The 21,841-nt window shown below is 75.1% G+C and carries 19 protein-coding genes; 12 read left to right on the top strand and 7 right to left on the bottom strand.

The genetic code is table 11. The features are described 5' to 3' along the window. Positions 1 to 20: 20 nt before the first annotated feature. A complete protein-coding gene (locus HNR61_RS05690; RefSeq protein WP_182841956.1) occupies positions 21 to 710 on the bottom strand; it encodes a response regulator in 690 nt (229 codons plus the stop codon). Next, positions 707 to 1,909 (bottom strand): sensor histidine kinase, encoded by a 1,203-nt coding sequence (locus HNR61_RS47345; RefSeq protein ID WP_182841955.1) that lies wholly within the window; start codon positions 1,907 to 1,909, stop codon positions 707 to 709. Before HNR61_RS47345 ends, HNR61_RS05690 begins: the two co-directional genes overlap by 4 nt. 145 nt (positions 1,910 to 2,054) lie before the next feature. Here HNR61_RS47345 and HNR61_RS05680 point away from each other — a divergent pair, with 145 nt between their 5' ends. The 9 genes from HNR61_RS05680 (at position 2,055) to HNR61_RS05640 (ending at position 14,687) form a co-directional block, all read left to right on the top strand. After that, entirely contained in the window at positions 2,055 to 2,939 is an 885-nt protein-coding gene (locus HNR61_RS05680; protein ID WP_182841954.1) for a glycoside hydrolase family 16 protein, read from the top strand. A gap of 407 nt (positions 2,940 to 3,346) precedes the next feature. Continuing rightward, positions 3,347 to 3,823, top strand: coding sequence for a hypothetical protein (locus HNR61_RS05675; RefSeq protein WP_182841953.1), 477 nt, complete (start codon positions 3,347 to 3,349; stop codon positions 3,821 to 3,823). Next, positions 3,820 to 4,962, top strand: a complete 1,143-nt coding sequence (locus HNR61_RS05670; RefSeq protein WP_182841952.1) for a glycosyltransferase — start codon at positions 3,820 to 3,822, stop codon at positions 4,960 to 4,962. Before HNR61_RS05675 ends, HNR61_RS05670 begins: the two co-directional genes overlap by 4 nt. Then, complete coding sequence (locus tag HNR61_RS05665; protein ID WP_182841951.1) at positions 4,959 to 6,167, top strand: glycosyltransferase; 1,209 nt, start codon at positions 4,959 to 4,961, stop codon at positions 6,165 to 6,167. The genes HNR61_RS05670 and HNR61_RS05665 overlap by 4 nt, the downstream gene beginning before the upstream one ends. Further along, the gene (locus HNR61_RS05660; protein WP_182841950.1) at positions 6,157 to 7,203 is read left to right on the top strand and encodes a glycosyltransferase family 2 protein; all 1,047 of its coding nucleotides are present in this window, start codon (positions 6,157 to 6,159) and stop codon (positions 7,201 to 7,203) included. Before HNR61_RS05665 ends, HNR61_RS05660 begins: the two co-directional genes overlap by 11 nt. After that, positions 7,200 to 9,530, top strand: coding sequence for a hypothetical protein (locus HNR61_RS05655; RefSeq protein WP_182841949.1), 2,331 nt, complete (start codon positions 7,200 to 7,202; stop codon positions 9,528 to 9,530). The genes HNR61_RS05660 and HNR61_RS05655 overlap by 4 nt, the downstream gene beginning before the upstream one ends. Beyond that, positions 9,527 to 10,441: a glycosyltransferase family 2 protein gene (locus HNR61_RS05650; protein WP_182841948.1), complete on the top strand. Its 915-nt coding sequence runs from the start codon at positions 9,527 to 9,529 to the stop codon at positions 10,439 to 10,441. Before HNR61_RS05655 ends, HNR61_RS05650 begins: the two co-directional genes overlap by 4 nt. Then, positions 10,438 to 12,789, top strand: coding sequence for a glycosyltransferase (locus HNR61_RS05645; protein WP_182841947.1), 2,352 nt, complete (start codon positions 10,438 to 10,440; stop codon positions 12,787 to 12,789). The genes HNR61_RS05650 and HNR61_RS05645 overlap by 4 nt, the downstream gene beginning before the upstream one ends. After that, positions 12,786 to 14,687: an arabinofuranosyltransferase gene (locus tag HNR61_RS05640; RefSeq protein WP_182841946.1), complete on the top strand. Its 1,902-nt coding sequence runs from the start codon at positions 12,786 to 12,788 to the stop codon at positions 14,685 to 14,687. Before HNR61_RS05645 ends, HNR61_RS05640 begins: the two co-directional genes overlap by 4 nt. On the opposite strand, the gene HNR61_RS05635 is transcribed toward HNR61_RS05640, so the two are convergent. The 3 genes from HNR61_RS05635 to HNR61_RS05625 form a co-directional block, all read right to left on the bottom strand. After that, positions 14,674 to 15,762 carry a thiolase C-terminal domain-containing protein gene (locus tag HNR61_RS05635; RefSeq protein WP_182842317.1) on the bottom strand — a complete coding sequence of 363 codons (1,089 nt, stop codon included), beginning with the start codon at positions 15,760 to 15,762 and terminating at the stop codon, positions 14,674 to 14,676. The two genes, HNR61_RS05640 and HNR61_RS05635, sit on opposite strands and share 14 nt — an antisense overlap. Before the next feature lie 225 nt (positions 15,763 to 15,987). Further along, a complete protein-coding gene (locus tag HNR61_RS05630; RefSeq protein WP_312897779.1) occupies positions 15,988 to 16,650 on the bottom strand; it encodes a response regulator in 663 nt (220 codons plus the stop codon). Continuing rightward, positions 16,647 to 17,765, bottom strand: coding sequence for a sensor histidine kinase (locus HNR61_RS05625; protein ID WP_182841945.1), 1,119 nt, complete (start codon positions 17,763 to 17,765; stop codon positions 16,647 to 16,649). Before HNR61_RS05625 ends, HNR61_RS05630 begins: the two co-directional genes overlap by 4 nt. 159 nt (positions 17,766 to 17,924) lie before the next feature. On the opposite strand from HNR61_RS05625, the gene HNR61_RS05620 reads away from it, so the two are divergent. Both HNR61_RS05620 and HNR61_RS05615 read left to right on the top strand, forming a co-directional pair. After that, on the top strand, positions 17,925 to 18,485 hold the full coding sequence (locus tag HNR61_RS05620) for a GlcG/HbpS family heme-binding protein (protein ID WP_220508903.1): 561 nt from the start codon (positions 17,925 to 17,927) through the stop codon (positions 18,483 to 18,485). A gap of 60 nt (positions 18,486 to 18,545) precedes the next feature. Beyond that, on the top strand, positions 18,546 to 19,223 hold the full coding sequence (locus tag HNR61_RS05615) for an ankyrin repeat domain-containing protein (RefSeq protein WP_182841944.1): 678 nt from the start codon (positions 18,546 to 18,548) through the stop codon (positions 19,221 to 19,223). Between the two features lie 7 nt (positions 19,224 to 19,230). Here the strand turns inward: HNR61_RS05615 and HNR61_RS05610 are convergent, their stop codons facing one another. Next, positions 19,231 to 19,530, bottom strand: coding sequence for a Dabb family protein (locus HNR61_RS05610; RefSeq protein WP_182841943.1), 300 nt, complete (start codon positions 19,528 to 19,530; stop codon positions 19,231 to 19,233). A gap of 31 nt (positions 19,531 to 19,561) precedes the next feature. Next, entirely contained in the window at positions 19,562 to 20,017 is a 456-nt protein-coding gene (locus HNR61_RS05605) for a flavodoxin family protein (RefSeq protein WP_182841942.1), read from the bottom strand. 110 nt (positions 20,018 to 20,127) lie between these two features. On the opposite strand from HNR61_RS05605, the gene HNR61_RS05600 reads away from it, so the two are divergent. Further along, the gene (locus HNR61_RS05600; protein ID WP_182841941.1) at positions 20,128 to 21,765 is read left to right on the top strand and encodes an MprF family protein; all 1,638 of its coding nucleotides are present in this window, start codon (positions 20,128 to 20,130) and stop codon (positions 21,763 to 21,765) included. Positions 21,766 to 21,841: the final 76 nt, after the last annotated feature.

Here is a 21,841-nt window from a genome sequence, read left to right as displayed (position 1 = left end):
CCGGGGAGGGACCGGCGGGCTCAGGGGCGGGCGGGGCCGTTCCCGGGGGTGACCAGACCCGACTCGTAGGCGAACACCACCAGCTGCGCCCGGTCGCGCACGCCGAGCTTGCCCATCACCCGGCTGACGTGCGTCTTGGCGGTGAGCGGGCTGATGACCAGGTGGCCGGCGATCTCCTCGTTGGACAGGCCGCGGCCGACCAGCCGCACCACCTCGCGTTCCCGCGCGGTGAGCCCGGCGGCCTCGGGGCGCCGTCCCGGACCCGGCGGCTCCCCGGCCGGCGCCCGTCCGACGAACGCCTCCACGACCGCGCGGGTGACCGAGGGCGCGAGCAGCGACGCGCCCTCGGCGACGACTCGCACCGCGTTCAGCAGGTCCACCGGCTCGATGTCCTTGACCAGGAACCCGGCCGCGCCCGCGCGCAGCGCGCGGAACACGTTCTCGTCCTCGGTGTAGGTGGTCAGCACCACCACGCGGACCCCGGCCAGCGCCGGGTCGGCGGAGATCCGGCCGATCGCGGTCAGCCCGTCCACCTCGGGCATCCGCAGGTCCATCAGCAGCACGTCGGGCCGCAGCTCCCGGGCGAGCGCGACGGCCCGGCCGCCGTGCTCGGCCTCCCCCACCACCTCGATGTCGTCGGCCGAGTCCAGCAGCAGCCGGAACCCCGCCCGCACCAGCGCCTGGTCGTCGGCCAGCACCACCCGGATCACGCCGCGTCCCCCGGGCCGCCCGCGCCGCCCGGCAGGACCGCGCGGACCGCGAACCCGCCCTCCGGGCGTGGCCCGGCCTCGAAGGTCCCGCCCAGCGCGGCCACGCGCTCGCGCATGCCGGTCAGCCCGTGCCCGCCCCCGGGCCTCCCGCCGGCCCCGTCGTCGACGATCTCCAGGGCGATCCCGTCCTTCCGGTGGGCGACGGTCACGCGGGCGCGCACGTCGGGGCCCGCGTGCCGCAGCACGTTGGTGAGCGACTCCTGCAGTATGCGGTAGGCGGCGTGGTCGACGGGAGGGGCGACCGGCGCGGCCCGGCCGGTGACCGTCACCTCGACCGGGACGCCCGCCGCCCGCACCGCCTCGGCCAGCGCGGGCAGCCGGTCCAGGCCGAACGCGGGGCCGAGGTCGGCGCCCGACCGCAGCACCCCGAGCGTGGCCCGAAGCTGCCGCAGCGCGTCCTTGCTGGTCTCGCGGATCGCGGTGAGCGCGGGACGGACCCGCTCGTCCGCCCGGCCGTCGCCGTTCGCCTCGCCGAGCACGTGCAGGGCGCCGCCCGCCTGCACGGTGATGGTCGCCATGCTGTGGGCGAGCGTGTCGTGCAGCTCGCGGGCGATGCGCACCCGGTCCTCGGCGACGCGGCGGGCGCTCTCGCGGTCGCGTTCCTCGGCGGCCAGCCGCAGCCGCTCTCGGGTCTCGGCGGCCAGCGCGCGGCGGCTGCGCACCACCTCGGCCAGCAGGATCACCGTGACCCCCAGCCCGATGTGGGAGAGGAACTCCGCCAGCGCCAGCATCGGCGTGAGGTGCTTCTCCACGACCACCATCACGTAGCCGACCGTGTAGAACCCCAGGGTCACGCCCACCGCCCAGCGCAGGTGCCCGGCCACCACCGCCGAGTAGATCGGGAGGGCCTGCGCGATCGTCGGCGAGATCCCCGGATAGCCGCTGGCGTAGTACACGAACAGCATCAGGCTCGACAGCATCAGCGCCGCGACCGGCCGCCGCCGGTGCGCCAGGATCGGCAGCGCCATCAGGAAGGCCAGCAGGTACGCCCGCGCGTCGGGCGGCACCGCGCCCTCCTCCCGGGTCTCCCGGACCATCAGCGCCACCACGGCGGTGACCAGCACGACGGCCCCCGCGTCCACCAGCCGCTCCCGCCGGGCGGGCGCCCGGTCCCCGTCCGACGACGATGTGCTCTCCACGCCGTCACGGTACGACGCGCGGGCCCGCGCGGGCCCGCCCTCATCGGCCGAAGGTTCGCAAAAGCCACTCCCTCCCCCTAAGGTCGGACTCCCCCCGCCGATCCCATTCCGTCTCGGGCACCCGCCCATGGCCAAGGACATCGACATGACAGCACCGTCCGTCTCTCCGCTCCGGAGCCGACGACGCATCTGGATCGCTGCGGGCTCGGTCAGCGGCATCATCGCCGCCACCACGATGGTGGCGGCGGTCGGCCTGGGCGGGCAGGAGCCCCGGAAGACGCGCAACACCGGCATCAGCGGCAAGGCGGCCGCGCCGAGGATCACGCTGCCGAAGGTCGACTGGAAGCTGTCCTGGCGCGACGAGTTCAACGGCCGCGGCAAGCCGTCCGCCGCCTGGACGGCGCTGACCGGCAACGGCGTGCGCGGCTGGGGCCACCAGGCGCGCCAGTACTACGTCCCCGAGGCCAGCCGGCAGAACGGCCGGGGCCAGCTGGTCATCGCCGCCCGGAAGACGCCGGCCTCGTCCAAGCTGAAGTGCTGGAACGGCAGGTGCGGCTACACCTCCGGGCGCATCCAGACGATCGGCAAGTTCGAGCAGCGTTACGGCCGGTTCGCCGTGCGTGCCAAGCTGCCCACCGGCAGCGGCATGTGGCCCGCCTTCTGGATGCAGAAGCGGGGCAAGCCCTACGGCGAGATCGACGTGGTGGAGATCTCCGGCAAGTACCCCAAGCTCGTCCAGGGCTTCGCGCACGCCAACCGCAGGGTGGGGGCGGGGCATCTGAAGCTGAGGAAGCCGGTGTCGGCCGAGTACCACACCTACGGCGTGGACTGGACTCCCTGGCGGATCGTGTGGTGGATGGACGGCAAGCCCTACGCGCAGATGAAGGCGTACAAGGGGTGGCCGTTCGACAAGCCGTTCTATCTGATCCTCAACCTGCAGGTCGGGAACAACTGGCCCGGAAAGCCCGACCGGACGACCCGCTTCCCGGCGTACATGTCGGTGGACTGGGTGCGCGTCTACCGTGCCTGACCGGCGGCGTCCGACCGCCTGGCGAAGCCCCCGCGTTCCCTCTGGAACACGGGGGCTTTCCCTTTTCGAACACGTCGCGATACGAACCCGACGCGCGAGACCCATCAGAGGTTTACATCCGCTGTGAAAAATTCCTGATCAGCTTGGGTGGACCCGCCTCCTCAGGCGAAATTTTTCAATATCTGAGATCTCATCCCCTCTTGCCCCACCAGCCGTCCCCGTCACTTCACATATCGGGCATACTTCCCTTCACCCCCGCCTCGGAAATGTCCCCCAGCCATGGAAGTGACTTGTCTCATCACCACGCGGGTCCCCCGCACGAGACGGGCAGGCCCCCCTCCCCCGGATCCCGCCGAGGCTCCGACCCGGAACCCGCCGCCGCCCCCGCCCGACCGGGCCGTCCCCTCGTGCGCCGGCGCCCCTACCTGATCCTGCTGGCCTTCGTCGTCGCCGTGGGCGGGCTGGTCCAGACGCCGCCCGGCCGGTCGCTGCTGGAGTCGGCCGGACTGGTCGGCGCCACCGAGCACTACAGCGAGCTGGCCTTCACCGACCCGGGACAGCTCCAGCGCGTGCTGGTCGGCGGGTCGGAGCTGCCGCTGGCGTTCAGCATCCACAACGCCACCGACCGGCGGCGCACCTACACCTGGTCGGTGACCGCCACCGTGCAGAACGCCACCCCCCAGGCGGGCACCGCCCAGAACGCCGTCCAGCGGCTGGACGGCGGCCAGACCGTCCTGGCGCCGGACGAGGACGCCACCATCACCACCCGGCCCCGCGTGATGTGCCGTCCGGGGACGCTGCGGGTGGAGGTCCGGCTGGACGACCGGCGGGCCATCGCCTACCAGGCCGAGTGCGTCAACGACATCGGAAGCAGGCAGGGATGAGCGCCCGCCCACGGGTGGCGCTGGTCACCGACGCGGTCCATCCCTACAGCTTCGGCGGCCGGGAGATCCGCTACCACGAGCTGTCGCGGCTGATGGCGGTGGACGCCGACGTCCACGTGTACACGATGCGCTGGTGGGACGGTCCGGCCAGGCTCACCGAGAGCGCCGTCACCCTGCACGGCATCACCCGGTACCGCCCGCTGTACCGGGGCCGCCGCCGCTCGTTCCGGCAGGCCCTCGTCTTCGCGCTGGCCTGCCTGGTGCTGCTGCGCCGCCGGTTCGACATCCTCAAGGTCGACCACATCCCCCAGTTCCAGCTGTTCACGCTGCGCCTGGTGGCCACCGTGCGCCGCAAGCCGCTGATCGCCACCTGGCACGAGGTGTGGGGACCCGAGTACTGGCGGGACTACCTGGGCTGGGGCGGCCGGCTCGCCTGGTGGGTGGAGCGCGTGTCGATGCGCCTGCCCGACCACATCATCGCCGCGTCCCCGCAGACCGCCGACCGGCTGACCCGCTACCTGGGCCCCGGCGCCTCCATCATGGTCGCCCCCAACGGGATCGACCTGTCCGCGGTCCGGGCCTCCTCCCCGGACCCCGACACGACCGACCTGGTCGTGGTGAGCCGCCTGATGGTGCACAAGCGGCTGGACATGCTGCTGGACGCCGTCGCCCGCCTGCACGCCGAGGGCAGGCCCGTGACCTGCCGCGTCATCGGCACCGGCCCCGAGGAGCAGGCCCTGCACGAGCAGGCCGCGCGGCTCGGGATCGCGCACGCGGTGGACTTCCGGCACGACGTGCGCGAGCAGAAGGACCTGTACTCGCTGCTGAAGGCCGGACGGGTGTTCGCCTTCCCGTCCGAGCGCGAGGGCTTCGGCATCGCGGTCCTGGAGGCGCTGGCCTGCGGGCTGCCGGTGGTGACCACCTCGGCCTCCGACAACCTGGCGCAGCACCTGGTGACCCGGTCCCAGCGCGGCCTGGTCTGCGAGCACGACCCGGCGGCGCTGGCCCTGGCCCTCGGCACCGCCCTGGCGGCCCAGGACGCGCTGGACGGCGCGGACCCCTGGCCCGGCGACCCGTGGGTGGTCGAGTACTCGTGGGAGTCGATCGCCGCCCAGATCTCCGGACGGTTCTGGCCATGAGGGTCCTGTTCGTCAGCCCCTACCCGCCCGCCCGCGACGGCATCGGCACCTACACCCGGCTGCTGGGCGAGGCGCTGCGGGAGGAGGGGCACGAGGTCGCGGTCGTGACGCCCCGCGCGCAGCCGGGGGCGCCGCCGGAGGTCGTCGGCGCGCTCGGCGCGGGCGGCGCGCACGCCGGGCTGCGCGCCGCCGTGGCCCGGTTCGCGCCGGACGTGCTGCACGTCCAGTTCGCGGTCCCGGCCTTCGGGGCCCGCACGCCCGCGCTGGTGCGCTGGCTGGAGGAGCTGGCGCGCGGCCCGGTGCCGGTCGTGACCACCATGCACGAGGTCACCCGCGACACCGCGCTGCTGCGCGGCCCCGGACGGGCGCTGTACCGGCGGATCGCCGAGCGCAGCGACCGGATCGTCGTGCACACGCGCGGGGCGCTGGACAGCCTCACCGGGCCGGTCGGCGCGCCCGCCGGCCGGGCCGGGATCGTCCCCCATTTCTCCACCCCGCCGCCGCGGGCCGTCAGCGACTCCGCCGACCTGCGCGAACGGTTCGGCCTCGACGGCGACCGGGTGCTGCTGGCCTTCGGGTTCATCCATGTCGACAAGGGCCTGGACGACCTCGTGGCGGCCCTGGCGCTGCTGCGCCGCCGCTCCCCGGCGGCGCTGCGCGGCGTCCGGCTGGTGGTCGCGGGGCAGGTCCGGCCCCGCAGCGGCCCGTTCCGCCTGTTCGAGGCGCGCGACCGCCTGCACCTGGGGCGGGTCCGCCGCCTGGCGGCGCGCGGCGGCGTCGCCGACCGGCTGGTGTTCACCGGGTTCGTCCCCGACGGGGACATCGCCGCCTGGTTCGACGCGGCCGAGTGCGTGGTGCTCCCCTACCGCAAGGCCGAGCAGAGCGGCGTGGCCAACCTGGCGCGGGCCTACGGCGTCCCGGTCGTCGCGACCACCGCGGGCGGGCTGGCGGAGCTGTTCGCCGACTCCCCCTGGACCGCGCCGCCGCGCTCCCCGGACCGCCTGGCCGACGTCCTTCGGCGGTTCCTGTCCGCCGGGGTCGAGGTTTCGTCCTATTCTGAGTCGCTTGCCGCTCAGCCGTCCCGCCCGGCCGCCCCACCCCCGGCGGCCCCGGGGACGGAACTCGGCGAGGTCGCCGCCGCCACCGCGGCGCTGTACCGAGCCGTGCACGGCCACCGCCAAGGAAGAAAGCGCGATGCCCCCTAGCCTCACCGTCGTCCTCTGCTCGCTCAACGGCGCCGACCGCATCGGCCGCACGCTGGACGCGCTGGACGCGCAGACGATCCGCGCCGACCTGGAGATCATCGTCGTCGACGACGGCTCGGCCGACGGGACCGGCGACCTCGCCCGCGCCCGCGGCCTGACCGTCCTCCGCCACGAGCGCAACCGGGGCCTGTCGGCCGCCCGCAACACCGGCGCCCGCGCCGCCGAGGCCCCCGTCGTGGCCTTCCTCGACGACGACTGCGAACCGGGTCCGCGGTGGGCCGAGCTCCTGCTGGCCGGGTACGGCGACGACGTCACCGGCGTCGGCGGTCCCGTCGTGCCCGTCGTCGCCGGTACCGGGTTCCTGGCGCGCTACGTCGAGCGCAACAACCGGCACGAGCCCCTGGAGCTGGAGCTCACCACCAGCCAGGCCCTGCCGTACCGGTTCTGGCTGTACCTGCGCGACCAGTGGCGGACGCCGCGGCCCAGGCCGCGCCGCGACGTCTACTCCTTCACCGGCGGCAACATGTCCTTCCGCCGCGACGCCCTGCTGGAGGTCGGCGGCTTCGACGAGCGCTTCCGGTTCGGCTCGGAGGAGGAGGACCTGTCGCGGCGGCTGCGCCGCGCGGGCCACACGCGGCTGGTCTTCGACCCCGAGGCGTCGCTGACGCACCGCTTCGCCCCGACCCCGCGCGGCCTGCTGCGCCGCGGCCTCGCCTACGGCAGGGGCAACGCGGTCCAGTACCGCAAGTGGCCGGGGGTGCGGCCGACGCTGTTCCCCTGGCCGGTGCTCGTGCTGACGCTGCTGGCGGGGTCGCTCCGGGTCCGGCCGCTGGCCGCCGTCGCCGCGCTGCTGCCGCTGGTGCTGTACCCGCGCGGGCTGCGCGAGGCGGTGCTCGGGCGGACGCCCGAGGCGCTGCTCGACCCCTACCTGGTCCTGGCGCAGGAGGCGTCGGAGAACGTCGGGTTCGTGCGCGGCGCGTGGGCGTTCCGGGACATGCCCCGCGAGCCCCGCTCCGAGCCGGGGAAGGCCGAGTGATCGACGTTCGCCCCCCGGCGCGGACACCGGCCCCGCTCCCCGCACCACCGCCACGGCACCGTCCCGGCACGGTCGAGTGGCTGATCTTCCGCCGGGTCGTGTACTACGGCGCGGCGCTGACCCTCATGACGGTCCTGTCGCTGCTGCGGGACGTGTGGGTCGCCCAGCTCGCCCTCGTCCCGATGCTGCTGACCGTGCCGGGCCTGCTGCTGCTCAACGCGCTGCGGGTCCCCGGCACGTCGGTCGCGCTGTTCCCGCTGTACGTCCCCGCGTGCTCGCTGATCGTGCTGCTGACGTCCGGGCTGGGCGTCAACCTGGTCGGCGCGCGGCTCGGCGTGGACGAGCCGCTGCGGCCCGCGCCGCTGCTGATCGGGTTGCAGCTCACCTGCCTGGTGCTGCTGCTGGCCGGGACCACCGCGCCGCTCAGCACCGCCATCCCCCGCCCGGCGCTGCCGTCGGCGCGGTGGCTGGCGCTGGCGCTGATGCTGCCGCTGCTGGCCGTGGTGGGGGCCCTGCGGCTCAACCACGACCACGGCCCGGCGCCGGCGATCGTGGCCCTGGCCTGCTGCGGGGCCGTCCTGGTCTGGACGGCGATCCGCGCGGACCGGCTCGACGTCACCCGCATCTCGGTGCTGCTGTTCGCGGTGTCCCTGGCGATGATGTGGGGCTACTCGCTGCGCAGCGACCTGGTGTACGGCTTCGACATCTCCATCGAGTACTCGGTGGTGACCAAGACGATCCAGGACGGGGTGTGGCAGATGCACCCCCACCCGGACGCCTACGGCGCGATGCTGAGCATCACCGTGCTACCCGCCCAGCTGCACGCCCTGACCGGGATCGACCCGGTGCTGATCCTCAAGCTGGCCTACCCGGCGGCGTTCGCGATGTTCGTGGTGGGCGTGTTCAACCTGGCGGTCCGCTTCCTGCCGCTGCGCTGGGCCACCGTCACCGCCGCCTACGTGCTGGCCCAGGGCGGCGTCTCCCAGCAGCTCCCCGCGCTCGCCCGGCAGGAGGTCGCGCTGCTGCTGTTCCTGGCGCTGAGCGCGGCCCTGCTGGAGATCAGGATGCCCCGGCCGCCCCGGCTGGCGCTGGTGGTGATGTTCGGTCCCGCCCTGGTCGTCTCCCACTACTCCTCGGCGTACTTCGCGCTGATGATGCTGGTCGGCGCGGTGGTCGTGCAGATCCTGCTGGGCCTGGTCAAACGCACCGCGGCGATCCGCTGGACGGTCGCGGCGGCGCTGGTCACCACCCTGGGCAGCGCCGCGCTCTGGTACGGGCCCATCACCCAGTCGGCCTCCAACGTCGGGCAGCTCCGCAACGCGATCAGCTCTGACGGGCTGCAGCTGCTGCCGCACGGCAAGGGCAAGGGGCTGCTGGCCGCCTACCTGTCCAGCGGCGAGGGCGCCGTCATCTCCGCCGCCGAGTACCAGAAGCAGGTCGCCGCCTCCTACGCCGCCAAGCGTCCCTGGGTCAAACCGCACCGGGCGGCGGCCGACCCGCGCTACGCGTTGCGGGACAAGCCCGTTCCCAAGCCCGCCTCGCGCATCGTCCCGATCAGCATGATGCTGAACCTCGGCGTGCTGGTGCTGGCCCAGCTCGGCAACCTGCTGGCGCTGGTGGCCGCCGCCCTGATGGCGTTCCAGCGCCGGTCGCCGGGACTGACCCGGCAGGTCGGGCTGCTCGCCCTCCCCGCCCTGGGCGCGCTGGTGCTGTTCCGGCTCTCCGGGACGCTGTCCAGCACCTACAACCAGGGGCGCGCCCAGATCCAGGCGCTGACGCTGGTGTCGGTGGCGCTGTTCTGGATGCTGCACCAGACCGCGCCGCGGCTGCGCCGGATCCTGCCGCGCGCCTCGGCCGGGCGACGGGACCGGCTGGCCTGGAGCGTCTTCGCCGCCGCCGTCCTGACCATCTTCGTCAAGACCAGCGGGCTGTCCGCCGTCGTGCTCGGCGGTCCCGCCGCCACCAACCTCACCTCCCGCGGCGAGGACCACGAGCGCTTCTACCAGCACCGGTCCGAGCTGGCCGGGGCGCAGTGGCTGGCGGCGCAGATCGCCGACAACCGCGACATGGTCTACTCCGACCGCTACGGGCAGGTGCGGCTGTTCACCCAGCTGGGCGCGTGGCGGCCCGGGATGATGACCGACCTGGCCCCGCAGGCCCTCAACGAGAACGCCTGGATCTACGCCAGCCGCGTCAACGTGGTGCAGGGCCGCGCCCGCTCCAGCGTCGACAACAAGCTGGTCTCCTACACCTTCCCGGCCGAGTTCGTCAGAAGCCACTACGACCTCGTGTATACGAACGGATCCTCCGAGGTGTACCACCGATGATCTCCATCGTCGTCATCAGCAAGGACGAGCCCGAACTGGACGCCACCCTGTCGGGGGTGGCCGCCGAGACGGCGCGCTCCGCGGAGCCCTGCGAGATCGTCGTGGTGGACGCCTCCGAGGGCCGGCTGGACCACCTGGCCGCCGCGCACCCCGGGGTGCGCTGGCTGCGCTACGACCGTCCGCCGGGCGTGCGGGTGTCGATCCCGCACCAGCGCAACGCCGGGGTGCGCGCCGCCGACGGCGACGTGGTGGTGTTCACCGACGCGGGCTGCCTGCCCGCCGAGGGCTGGCTCGGCGAGCTGCTCGCCCCGCTGGCCAAGGACGGCGAGGACGTCGTCGCCGGGGTCGCCACCGGGCCCGCCGGCCACGCGGGGCTCTACGACCGCGACGCGCTGCGCGTTCCGGAGTACCTGGAGGAGTGCCCCACGATCAACCTGGCGTTCCGGCGTTCGGTCTTCGACGCGGTGGGCGGCTTCGACGAGTCCTTCGAGTACGGATCGGACGTGGACTTCTCCTGGCGGGTCACCGCGGCCGGGTACCGCATCCGCAGCGCGTCGGCGGCGCGGGTGGTGCACGACTGGGGCGACCGGCGGCGGCAGGCGCGCCGTTCCTACGCCTACGGCAAGGCGCGGGCGCGGCTGTACCTCAAGCACCGCTCCCGGCTGCCGCGCCTGCCCAGGACCGAACCGATGGTCGTGGCCTACCCGGTGTACCTGCTCGGCCTTCCCGTCGCGGTGGCCGCCTCGGCCGCCGCCCCGCCGTGGTCGGCCCTGGTGCTGCCCGGCTACCTGGCGCTGCTGCTGGTCCCCGCCTGGCGCAACCGGCGCAACGGCGCGGTCCGCGTGGTCGTCGACCACCTGGTCTACGGGGCCGGGGTGCTCGCCGAGACGGCCGGGCGGTTCCGCCGGTGAGGATCCTGGTCATCCCCCGTGACGCCAACCCCTACCAGGAACTGCTGTACGGCGAGCTGCGGCGGCGTGGGGCCGTCGTCCGTTACGCGGGTGAGCTGACGCCCTCGCACACCCTCAACCTGCTCCTGCTGCCGTGGGAGCTGCTCCGGCACCGGATCACCGGAGGGCGGCTGGTCCATCTGCACTGGGTGTTCGCCTTCGCCCTGCCCGGCGGGCCCCGCACGCGGCGGCTCGCCCAGACGTGGTTCGCGCTGGTGCTGTTCCTGTCGCGGGCGCTGCGGCTGCGCCTGGTGTGGACGGCGCACAACGTGCTGCCCCACTCCCCGGTCTTCGCCGACGACGTCGCGGCCCGCCGGCTGCTGGTCCGCCGCAGCGACCTGGTGATCGCGCACTCGCCGAGCGCGCTGGACGGCCTGGCGGCGATCGGCGCCGGGCCCGCCCGCGCGGTGGTCGTCCCGCACGGCCCCTACCCCGCCCCGCCGGTGCCGCCGCCCCGGGCTCGCGGACGCTTCCTGTTCCTCGGCGCGGTGGCCGAGTACAAGGGCGTGGAGGACCTGCTGGCCGCGTTCGCCCGGCTGCCCGGGGACGTGACCGCGTCGCTGGTCGTCGCGGGCTCCTGCGCGGACCCCGCGCTGGCGGCGCGGCTGCGGGAGGCGGCGGCCGCCGCGGGCGGCCGGGTGACCCTGCGGCTGGAGCGGATCCCGGACGCCGAACTCGCGGACCTGTACGCCGCCGCCGACGTCGTGGTGCTGCCGTTCCGGCGGATCACCACCAGCGGCAGCGCGCTGCTGGCGCTGTCGCACGGGCGCCCGCTGCTGGTCCCGGACCTGCCCGAGCTGGCCGAGCTGCCCGCGGCGGCCCTGCGGCGCTACGACGGGAGCGTCCCCGGCCTGGTCCGGGCCCTGACCGAGCTGGCCGGCGCCGACGAGGCCACGCTGACGACGATGGCCCGGGCCGCGCTGGCACACGTGCGCGGGGACGGCTGGGAGAAGATCGGGGAATCGACGATGCGCGCCCTGTCCGGACTGCTGGCCGCCGGCCGCTCCCCCCTGCGGGAGGGGCTGCGGAGACGGCTGCGGCGGCTGTCGCAGGACGCCCTGTACCGGGGCTCGGTCCTGCTGCTGGCCAACACCGCGGCGCTGGCGGCCTTCGGGTTCCTGTTCTGGACGCTGGCGGCGCGCTCCTACCCGCCGGCCTCCGTCGGCTGGCTGGCCGGGGTGACCGCCGGGGTGAACCTGCTGGCGACGGTGGCGTCCCTGGGACTGCCCAACACCGTCATCCGGCACCTGCCGCGCGCCCCCGAGCCGCGCACGCTGATCCGGGCGGCGGTGGCGGCGGTGGCGGTCATCGGCGGCACGCTGGCCCTGGCCGTGCTGCTCCTCCTCGGCCCGCTGCTGCCCGGCGGCGGCCCCCACCTCGGCGGCGACCTGCGGGCGGTGCTGCTGGTGGCGCTGCTGGTGGTGTGCACCGCGGCGGGCGGCGCCCTGGACGCCGGGCTGATCGCCACCCGCGCCACCGGGGCGCTGCTGGCCAAGAACCTGGTCGGCAGCGTCAGCAAGGTCGTGGCGCTGCTGGTCCTCACCCCGTTCGGGCTGCCCGGGCTGATGGTGGCCTACGGGACCGGCACCGTGCTGGCGGCGCTGCTGGGCGGGATCGCGCTGACGCGGCGGCTGCCGCGCGCCGACGACCGGGGGTCGCGGCGGCAGACGCTGCGCCGTCACCTGTCGTTCTCGCGCGGCAGCTATCTGGGGACCGTGTTCGGCATCCTGCCCAGCACCGTCGTGCCGCTCCAGGTGCTGGCGATCTCCGGCAGCCGGCAGACCGCGTGGTTCGCGGTGGCGTTCCAGCTGGCGGGGTTCCTCAACTTCATCCCCTCCACCGCCGCGCAGGTGACGTTCGCCGAGGCGCAGCGGGGCGCGCTGCGCCGCCAGCTGCTCAAGGCGATCAAGGCCGTCTACGGGATGCTGCTGCCCGCCGTGCTGGTGATGCTGGTGGCCGCGCCGTGGCTGCTGCGGGTGTTCGGCGACGGCTACGCCGAGTCCGCCACCGCCTGCCTGCGGCTGCTGGCCCTGGCCGCGCTGTTCAGCGCCGGCACGTACCTGGTGGACGCCGCGCTCATCGCGCGGGACCGCACCGGCGCCTACATCCTCATGAACGGCGTGAACGCCGCGCTGGTGCTGACCTGCTGCGGGCTGACGCTGCCCGCCGGGCTCACCGCCGGGGCGCTGGGCTGGGTCATCGCGCAGGCGGTCTCGCTGGTGATCGGCGTGGTGGTGCTCGCCACCAGCTTCGACCTGCGCCGCCCGCGCCGCGCCGCGCCGTCCCCCCGCCCCCTGGAGCGGCTGTGACCGCCACCTCCGCCCCCGCGGCGCGGCCGCCCGCGGCCTCGGGTGGCCGCGGGTCGCGGCTCTCCGGCTCGCCGGTCACGGTCGCCCTGCTCACCTGGCTGGTCGCCGGTCCCCTGGCGGCGGCGGTGCCGCCGCTGCTGGATCCGGACCCGTTCGCGGGGACGGGGCGTCTCCTCCCGGCGGCGGTCGGGGCCGTGGCGGTCGTCCTCGCCACGGTGCCCGCGCTGCGGCGGGGCAGGCCGTGGATGTGCGGGCTGGCGGTGGGGCTCTTCGCGGCGTTCACCGTGCTGGTGCTGCGCGCCGCGCTGCACGGCACCCCCTACGCCTACGAGGGGGTCCTCGGCGACACCGGGCGGCTCACCGCGATGGCCAACCGGTACACCACCGAGTGGGCGGCGGTGGACGGGACGGGCACCGGGGTGCGCACCGAGTACCCGCCGCTGTTCCCCTGGCTGGTCGGCAAGGCGTCGGCGCTGTCGGGCGTCCCGGCCTGGCGGCTGCTGGCGCCCGCCGAGATCCTGACGGTGTCGGGTTCGGTGGTGGCGGGGTTCGCGCTGTGGCTGCGGCTGGTGCGGGCTCCGGCCGCGGCGGCGCTGGCGGTGGTCTCCCTGCTGGCGATCGGCACCCCGAACACCCTGGGCGCGGCCAACAAGGCCTACGAGGTCATCGCGCTGGCGGTGACGGTCCCCTGGCTGCTGCTGGTGGCGGGCGCCCCGCCGCGGGGCCGCCCGCACTGGCTGCCCGCCGGGCTGGTCGGCGGCTTCCTCCTGCTGGACTACTACGCCTATGTGGTGTTCTGCGCCGCCGGGCTGCCGGTGCTGGTGTGGCTGGTGGCGCGGTCGGAGCGCGACGCCGGGCGCTACCTGCTCTACCTGGTCAGGGTCGTGGCCGTCGCGCTCGCCTGCGGATCCCTCTACCTCGCGCCGTACCTGTGGAACTCGCTGGTGCACGGCGCCGAGCAGGTCAACGACACCTACCAGCCCGTCTACGCGCTCCAGGCCGTGATCCCCTTCCTGCAGCCGACCCTCCTCGGAGCGGCCGAGCTCGCCGGGCTGGTGGGTCTGCTGGTCTACCGCCGGACCTGGTGGGCGATGCCGATGTGGGCGATCCTGGGCGGCTGCTACGTCTACGTCGGGGCGAACGTGGTCCGCAACCACCTCTCCGGGCACACGGGGCTGTTCTACTACGCGGGGTTCGTCATCAACGCGGTGCTGCTGGCCGCGCTGGTCCTCGCGGCGACCGAGGCGGCGCCGCGGCTGGTCCGCCGGTACGGCCCCGCCCCGCGGTCGCGGCTGGTGGCCGGGGCCCTGGCCGGGTGCCTCACCGTGTGCGGGGGGCTCTACTTCGTGAGCAACCAGCCGTCGATCTCCCCCGGCGGGTTCCTCGCCTACGCGCACATGCAGCCGCTGCCGGACGGCGGCCGGCCGCGGTTCGCCGCGCGGGCGGCCCGCGCCTTCGAGCCGGACGCCCACTACGCCGACCGGCTCGGGTTCCCGCTGGCGGAGGTGCTGCGAGGGGTGGACGGCGCGCTGGGCCGGGACGCCCGGCCGCGCATCCTGGCGTCCGACGAGATGGTCTTCGCCTTCCGTCCCTGGCGCGGGTACCTGTCCATGGACCGGGGGGCCTCGGGCAGCGCGCTGCAACTGTGGGACCTGCGGCTGGCCGAGCTGCGGCGCGTCGCCGCCGCGCGCGACCTCGCGGACGGGTCGGCCCGGACCCGGTTCGGGCCGATCGACGTGTTCGTGCTGCGCCGGGAGGGCACGGCGTTCGTCTGGCGCTCCAAGCAGGGCCACGAGGTCCGGTTCGAACGGCGGCTGTTCGACCCGGCGCGCTTCACGGTCTCGCCGCTGCCGAACGGCCACGTCCTGGTGATCCGCAAGGGCCTCAGGGCGCGGTGAGGATCGCGGCGCTGCCGTAGCTGCCGCCGAACCCGGTGCACAGGGCCACGCCCGCGCCGGGGACCTGGTTGGTGCCGGTGCCGCGGAGCTGGCGGACGGCCTCGGCGACGTTGTTGAGGCCGTGGACGTACCCCTCCGACAGCAGGCCGCCGTGCGGGTTGACCGGGACGCGGCCGTTCCAGGCGATCTCGCGGGAGCCCAGCGCGGCGGCCAGGTCGGCCCGGCCGACCAGGCCGAAGTCCTCCAGCTGGCGCGGGACCAGCCAGCCGTAGGCGTCGTAGAGGAGCGCGACGTCGATGTGGTCGGGCTTCATCCCGGCCGCCTCGTACAGCGGCGCGGCCAGATGGCCGGAGAAGATCCGGGTGACGTCGTCGGCCCGGTCCATGGCGGACGCGCCGGGCCCGCCGCCGCGCACCACGGCGTGGATGCGGGGCGCGTCGGGCGCGCGCTCGGCGCGGGTGACGACCAGCGCGCACGCGCCGTCGGTCTCCTGGCAGCAGTCCAGGCGGCGCAGCGGCGCGGCGACCATGGGGCCGGCCAGGTAGGCGTCCAGGTCGAGGCGTTCGTGGCGGATCGCGCGGCCGTTGCGGAACGCGTGCTCGCGCGACTGGGCGACGACGGCGTGGGTGTGGACCTCGGTCAGGCCGGTGTCGTGCAGGTAGCGCCGGGCGGCCAGGGCGAACTGGTGGACCGGGCCCGCCATGCCGTAGGGGTGGGTGAACTGCTCCTCGGTCCCCTCGCCGAGCTTGAGGCCGAGGGCGTTCATGCGTTTGCCGGAGCGGCCGTTCAGCGCGCGGTAGACGAGGACGTTCCCGGCGAGCCCGGCGTCGATGAGCATGGCGGCGTCGGCGAGGACCGAGGCGGACTGGGTGCCGCCGCCGTAGATCTCGTTGTGCCAGCCGATCTCGGGCATGCGCAGCTCGCGGGCCACGTAGAGGACGGGGGCGGAGTCGCCGAGGTGGTAGCTGAGGATGGCGTCGGGGCGGTCGATCCCGGCGTCGTCGAGGGCGGCGCGGGCGGCCTCGACGGCCAACTGGAGCTCGGTGCGCCCGGAGGCGCGGGTGAGCGCGGTCATGCCGACGCCCGCGACCGCCGCCCGGCCGGAGAAGCCCTGCCTGCCGGAGTGCCCGCCTGCCAACGCGCTCCCTCGGGTGGTGCCGCCCGCCGGAGAAGGGGCGCGATCCGACCCCGACGGGCGGCGACTGGGGGCCGGATCCGCGGGGGAACGGTCCGGCCTCGGTGCCTCGCAGGCGACGCTAACCCGAAACCCGCCTTCTAGACAAGCGCTTGCTCGGTATCCTCAGTCGGAGATCCGGATCAGCCGCCGCTCCACCGCGGCGGTGACGGCGGCGGTGCGGGTGTCGACGCCGAGCTTGCCGAAGACGTGGACCAGGTGGGTCTTCACGGTGGCCTCGCTGATGAACAGCCGCCGGGCGATCTGCCGGTTGGACGATCCGGTGGCCAGCAGCTCCAGGATCTCGATCTCGCGGGGGCTGAGCGCGGGCGCGGGGTCGCGCATCCGGTTCATCAGCCGGGTCGCGACCCGGGGCGACAGCGCGGTCTCGCCGCGCGCGGCGGTGCGGACGCCCTGGAACAGCTCCTCCGGCGGCCCCGCCTTCAGCAGGTAGCCCGAGGCGCCGACGTCGATGGCCCGCGCGATGTCGGCGTCGGAGTCGTAGGTGGTCAGCACCAGCACGCGCGGCGGGTCGGGCAGCGCGAGGATGCGGCGGGTCGCCTCCACGCCGTCGATGCCCTCGCCCAGCCGCAGGTCCATCAGCACCAGGTCGGGCCGCGCCAGCCCGGCCTGCCGGACGGCGTCCTCGCCCGTTCCGGCCTCGGCCAGCACCGCGATGCCGGGCTCGCCCGCCAGCAGCGCCCGCAGCCCGGCCCGCACCACGGGATGGTCGTCGGCGATCACCACCCCGATCACCGGGCCGCCGGTCGGGTCGGTCGGGTCGGTCACGGCAGGCTCCTCGGGATCGTGGCGGCGACGACGGTGCCCTCACCGGGGGCGCTCTCGACGGCCAGGTCGCCGCCCGCCCCGGCGACGCGCTCGCGCATGCCGCGCAGGCCGTAGCCGCGCCCCGGCCGGGGGTCGGCGCGGGCGGGGTCGAAGCCCACGCCGTCGTCGGCGACGTCCAGCGACACCGCGTCGTCGAGATAGCTCAACGTGATCACCACGTTCGGGGCGGCGGCGTGCTCGCGGGCGTTGGCGACGGCGCTCTGGGCGATCCGCAGCAGGGTCTCCTGCGCCGCCGGGGCCAGGGGGTACTCGACGCCGTCCACGCGGAACGCGGCGTTCTCGCGGTCGGCGAGGGCGCGCAGCGCGTCCGGCAGCGACCCGGCGGCCAGGTCGGGCGGGGCGAGGGCGCGCACGAACCGCCGCGCCTCGGCCAGGTTGGCGGTCGCGGTGTCGGCGGCGCGCCGCACGTGGGCGCGGGCGGTCCCGGGGTCGTGGTCCCACTCGCGGTCGGCGGCCTGGAGCAGCATCCCCATGCTGGTCAGGCCCTGGGCGAGGGTGTCGTGGATCTCGCGGGACAGGCGCTGGCGCTCCGCCAGCACCCCGGCGGCGCGCTGCGCGGCGGCCAGCTCGTCGCGGGTGCGGACCAGGTCGTCGACGATCCGCTGCAACGCCAGGAAGATCGTCGCGGTCGTCCCGGCCGCCGCGACCGGCACCAGCACCAGGCTCGGGTCGAACCGGTCCGACAACCGGACCTGCCCGGCGACGAACGCGGCCGTCAGCACCGCCACCAGCGCCAGCGCCGCGCGCGGCGGCAGCAGCCGCAGCGCCACGAAGAACAGCGGGATCGCGCACCACCCGAAGCTCGGCGCGGACAGCGCCAGCGCCAGCCAGCACGCGGTCACCGCCGCCAGCCACACCGGCCGGCGCCGCCCCAGCGCGTCCCACCACACCATCCCGGCGGCGTACAGCACGGCCAGCGCGCCCGCCAGCGCGAGCCGCACGGCCGTCCCCCCGTCCAGGCCGTGCCGGACCACGAACCGGGACGCCGAGGCGGCCAGCAGCAGGAAGAACCCGGTGTGCATCGCCCACTGGATGCGCCGCTCCACCCCCGTCATGTCCCCCTCCCTCGATCTCACGCTACTTCAGCGTCCGCGACCGGCCCGGACCGGGACATCAACCGATCGGTTGATAGGGGGTTCCACCGGTTCCACGATCACCGCCGGGCCGGCGGCGGCCAGGCTCGATGGCAGCGGAACACGACCTGAGGAGCACCGATGCAGAAGATCCAGAAGATGAGCGCCCGGACCCGCACCGTCGCCGGGATGACCGCCGGGCTGGCGCTGGTCGGCGGCGTGGTCGGCGTGTCGGCCGCGCAGGCGGCCCCCGCCGCCCCCGCCGCGGGCAAGGCCGCCTCGGCCGTGCGGCAGGTCACCGTGTTGCGGACCGACGCCGCCATGAGGATCGCCGACGCCGTGCAGAAGGAGGCCGCCAAGCAGAACCAGCGCGTGGCGGTCGCGATCGTGGACCGCTCGGGCGACCTGCGCCTGGTGGTCAAGGGCGACGGCGCCGGGCCGCAGACCGTCGAGTCGGCCAGGCGCAAGGCGTTCACCGCCGTGGCGTTCGGCCAGCCGACCTCCAGGCTGGCGGGCAACGCCACCGGTAACGGCCCGACGGTGAAGGACATCCCGGGCACGCTGTTCCTGGCCGGGGGCGTGCCGGTGGCCTCGGGCGGCGCCCCGATCGCGGGCGTCGGCGTCGGCGGGGCGCCCAGCGGCGCGATCGACGAGGCCATCGCCCAGGCCGGGCTGAAGGCCGTGCAGGGACAGCTCGGCTGACGACCGCACGGGGAGGCCCGGCCGGGCCTCCCCCGCGCGGTCCGCGCGGAGGCGGATGTGATGATCGACCGACGAACGGTGCTCGGCGCGCCGGTGGCGCTGGCCCTGTCCGCGTGCGCCGCGCCGGACCGGAAGGGTGGACGCGTGGGCGACGGGGACCTGCTGCGGGCGGCGGCCGAGGGCGACGCCGCCGGGGTGCGCGAGGCGCTGCGGGCGGGCGCGGACGTCGGGGCGCGCGACGGGCGGGGACGCACCCCGCTGCTGCTGGCGTCCCTGGGCGACCACGTGGAGGCCGCGGCCGCGCTGGTGCGCGCCGGGGCCGACCCGGACGCGCAGGACCACCAGCGCGACAGCGCGTTCCTGGTCACCGGCGTCACCGGCAGCGTGGCGATGCTGCGCGCGCTGCTGCCCGCCGGACCGGACCTGACCCTCACCGACCGGTACGGCGGCGTCGCGCTGATCCCGGCCTGCGAACGCGGGCACGTGGACTACGTGCGCGAGGTCGTCAGGACCGGGATCGACGTGGACCACGTCAACCGGCTGGGCTGGACCGGCCTGCTGGAGGCGGTCATCCTGGGCGACGGGTCGCGCCGCTACCAGGAGATCGTCCGGCTGCTCGTCGCGGCGGGGGCGGATGTGGACCTGGCCGACGGCGACGGGGTCTCCCCGCTGCGGCACGCCGTCGGCCGCGGCCACGACGGGATCGCCGCGACGCTGCGCGCGGCCGGGGCCCGGTGACGGCCGGCTAGAGCTCGTACTGGACGGCGGCGCGCTGGTCCATGATCGGCTTGATGTACTCGTCGATCACCGCGCGGTGCGCCGGGTGGTCGCGGTAGGCCAGGTAGTCGTCCCTGTCGGCGAAGTCGCCGACCACCACGAAGTCGTAGTTGCCCTCGTTGACGCCCGCGTCGTGCCCGAGGCTGTAGCCGCGGATCTCGGGGATGACGCCGGGCAGCTCGGCCAGCCGGACCCGCGCCTCCTCCTGCTGGGACGTGGTGGTGCCCTCGGCCCACCTGAACATCACGACGTGCCGGAAACCGCTCATGGGCAAACCGTAGCGCGCGGACGGGCCGGGTTCAGACCTCTCCGATCTCGGCGGCGGCCATCGCGCCGAGTTCCCAGCACCGTTCCAGGTCGGAGCGGTCCGGCTCGCCCGTCACCACGACCGGCGGGCGGACCGCGCGCCACCGCAGGCCCGTGGTGATCGACTCCAGCGCGCGCAGCGCCCCGGTGGCGTCGTTGTTGCCGTGCAGGTACGCGCCGAACGGCCGCCGCGCCGTCTCCTCCAGGCACGGGTAGTAGACCTGGTCGAAGAAGTGCTTGAGCGCGCCGGACAGGTAGCCGAGGTTCACCGGCGTGCCGAGCAGGTAGGCGTCGGCCTCCAGGGCGTCCACGGCCGAGGCGGTGAGGGCGGGCCGGGAGACCACCTCCACGCCGCCGACCTCGTCGGTCCCCGCCCCGGACCGCACCGCCTCGTACATCGCCTGTAGCGCGGGGGACGGAGTGTGGTGGACGATCAGCAACCGCTTCATCACCGGGAACCCTATCTCCCGGCCTCCTGGCCGCGGCGGGTCGGGAGTAGCGTGCTGGGCAGGATTACGGGGAGATCACTCCAGGTCACCGCTCGACGGAGGTGTCCCTCGTGGCAGCAGCGAGAGCCGCGGCGCCGGTGTGGCCGCTCGCGCTCGGCACGGCGGCCGTGGCCGTCCTGGTGGCGGTGCCCGCCCTCGCCGGGGCCCCCGGCTGGGCCCTGCGGACGTCCCTGCTGGTGACCGGCCGCCCGCTGTCCCCCGCGCACGCGTTCGTGCTGGCGCCGGCGTTGGCGCTGGTCGCGCGGGGCGTGCTGCTGCGGCGGCGCGCCGCCTGGTACGGGCTGGGCGCGCTGGTCGCCATGGGCGTGCTGGCGGTGCTGACCGGCGAGGACGCCCCGTGGCGGCTGCCGCTGCTGGCGGCGGCGCTCGGGGTGCTGTGGGCGCTGCGCCCGGCGTTCCGGGTCGGCCCGCATCCGGACCGGGTGCGCGCCGCGGTCCGCACGGGCGCGTTCGTGGTGCTGGCGACGGTGCTCGCGTCGGTGCTGTCCGGCGGCGTGTCGTTCCCGTCGGCGGTGCCCGAGGTGGCGGCCGGGCTCGGCGCGACCGGCGCGCCCGTCGACGGCGCGCCCTGGCTGCCCGGGGTACCGGCGGTCGTCGGCGGGGCGGGCCTGCTGGTGATGGTGGTGACGCTGCTGGCCGCCGATCCCCCGCCGCCGCCCGGCGACGAGGCCGAGCGGCGGCGCGTCGCGGGCCTGGTCGCCCATCCCGGCTCCGACACGCTCGCGCCGTTCGCGCTGCGCCGCGACAAGTCGTACGTGTTCGGCCCGGACGGGGGCGCGGCGATCGGGTACCGGGTGCTGTTCGGGGTCGCGGTGGCGGGCGGCGACCCGGTCGGCGACCCGGCCTCCCGCGGCGGGGCGGTCCGGGAGTTCCTGGCGTTGTGCCGCCGGACGGGCTGGCGGCCGGCGGTGCTGGGCGCGGGCGAGGACCTGCTGCCCGAGTGGGGGCCGCTGCGGTCGTTCGGGTTCGGCGACGAGGTGCTGGTGCGGCCCGCGGAGTTCACGCTGTCGGGACGGCGGATGCGCAACGTGCGGCAGGCCGTGCAGCGCACCCGCAACGCGGGCGTGTCCACCGAGGTCCTGCCCGAACGCGAGCTCTCCCCCGGCCTGCGCGCACGCCTGCTGGAGGTCGCCTCCGCCTCGCTCGACGGCGCGGCCGAGCGCGGCTTCTCCATGAACCTCGACGAGCTCCTGACCGGTCACCACCCCGGAACGCTGGTCGCGGTCGCCTACGACGCCGGGGGCGCGCCGATCGCGTTCCAGCGCTACGTCACCGCGGGCGAGGGGATCAGCCTGGACGCGATGCGGCGGCTGCCCGGCGGCCCCAACGGCGTCAACGAGCGCCTCATCGTCGAGATGGTCGGGTACGCGGCCAAGCAGGGCGTGGACGTGGTGTCGCTGAACTTCGCCGCGTTCCGCGCGCTGCTGGACACGACCGAGCGCACGTTCGCCGAACGGCTGGGCCACCGCGCGCTGCACCTGCTGGACCCGTGGATCGCGGTGGAGTCGCTGTACCTGTTCGACCGCAAGTTCCGTCCCCGGTACCGGCCGCGCGCGATCGTGTTCCGGTCCTGGCTGGACCTCGGGTGGCTGGCGGCGGCGCTGCTGACGCTGGAGTTCGGCCGCGCCCGGCCCGCCGCGCCCCGCGCCCCGCTCCCCGCGCCGGTCGGCCGCCCCGGAGGCCCCTAGCGGCGCCCGCTCTCCCGCCCTCCCCGGGCCCCGCTTTGCTAGGCTTCCCAAGCGAGCGCTTGGTACGTAATGATGG

Source organism: Actinomadura kijaniata (genome assembly GCF_014138665.1).
Taxonomy (GTDB): Bacteria; Actinomycetota; Actinomycetes; order Streptosporangiales; family Streptosporangiaceae; genus Spirillospora; species Spirillospora kijaniata.
Note: the sequence above shows the minus strand (reverse complement) of the source record. Positions and strands in the feature narration are given on the sequence as shown.

Excerpts from the sequence above, each read along its gene's own strand:
- HNR61_RS05680 (WP_182841954.1), top strand. The coding sequence starts at position 2,055 with ATGACAGCACCGTCCGTCTCTCCGCTCCGGAGCCGACGACGCATCTGG.
- HNR61_RS05670 (WP_182841952.1), top strand. The coding sequence starts at position 3,820 with ATGAGCGCCCGCCCACGGGTGGCGCTGGTCACCGACGCGGTCCATCCC.
- HNR61_RS05665 (WP_182841951.1), top strand. The coding sequence starts at position 4,959 with ATGAGGGTCCTGTTCGTCAGCCCCTACCCGCCCGCCCGCGACGGCATC.
- HNR61_RS05660 (WP_182841950.1), top strand. The coding sequence starts at position 6,157 with ATGCCCCCTAGCCTCACCGTCGTCCTCTGCTCGCTCAACGGCGCCGAC.
- HNR61_RS05650 (WP_182841948.1), top strand. The coding sequence starts at position 9,527 with ATGATCTCCATCGTCGTCATCAGCAAGGACGAGCCCGAACTGGACGCC.
- HNR61_RS05635 (WP_182842317.1), bottom strand. The coding sequence starts at position 15,762 with ATGACCGCGCTCACCCGCGCCTCCGGGCGCACCGAGCTCCAGTTGGCC.
- HNR61_RS05625 (WP_182841945.1), bottom strand. The coding sequence starts at position 17,765 with ATGACGGGGGTGGAGCGGCGCATCCAGTGGGCGATGCACACCGGGTTC.
- HNR61_RS05620 (WP_220508903.1), top strand. The coding sequence starts at position 17,925 with ATGCAGAAGATCCAGAAGATGAGCGCCCGGACCCGCACCGTCGCCGGG.
- HNR61_RS05615 (WP_182841944.1), top strand. The coding sequence starts at position 18,546 with ATGATCGACCGACGAACGGTGCTCGGCGCGCCGGTGGCGCTGGCCCTG.
- HNR61_RS05610 (WP_182841943.1), bottom strand. The coding sequence starts at position 19,530 with ATGAGCGGTTTCCGGCACGTCGTGATGTTCAGGTGGGCCGAGGGCACC.
- HNR61_RS05605 (WP_182841942.1), bottom strand. The coding sequence starts at position 20,017 with ATGAAGCGGTTGCTGATCGTCCACCACACTCCGTCCCCCGCGCTACAG.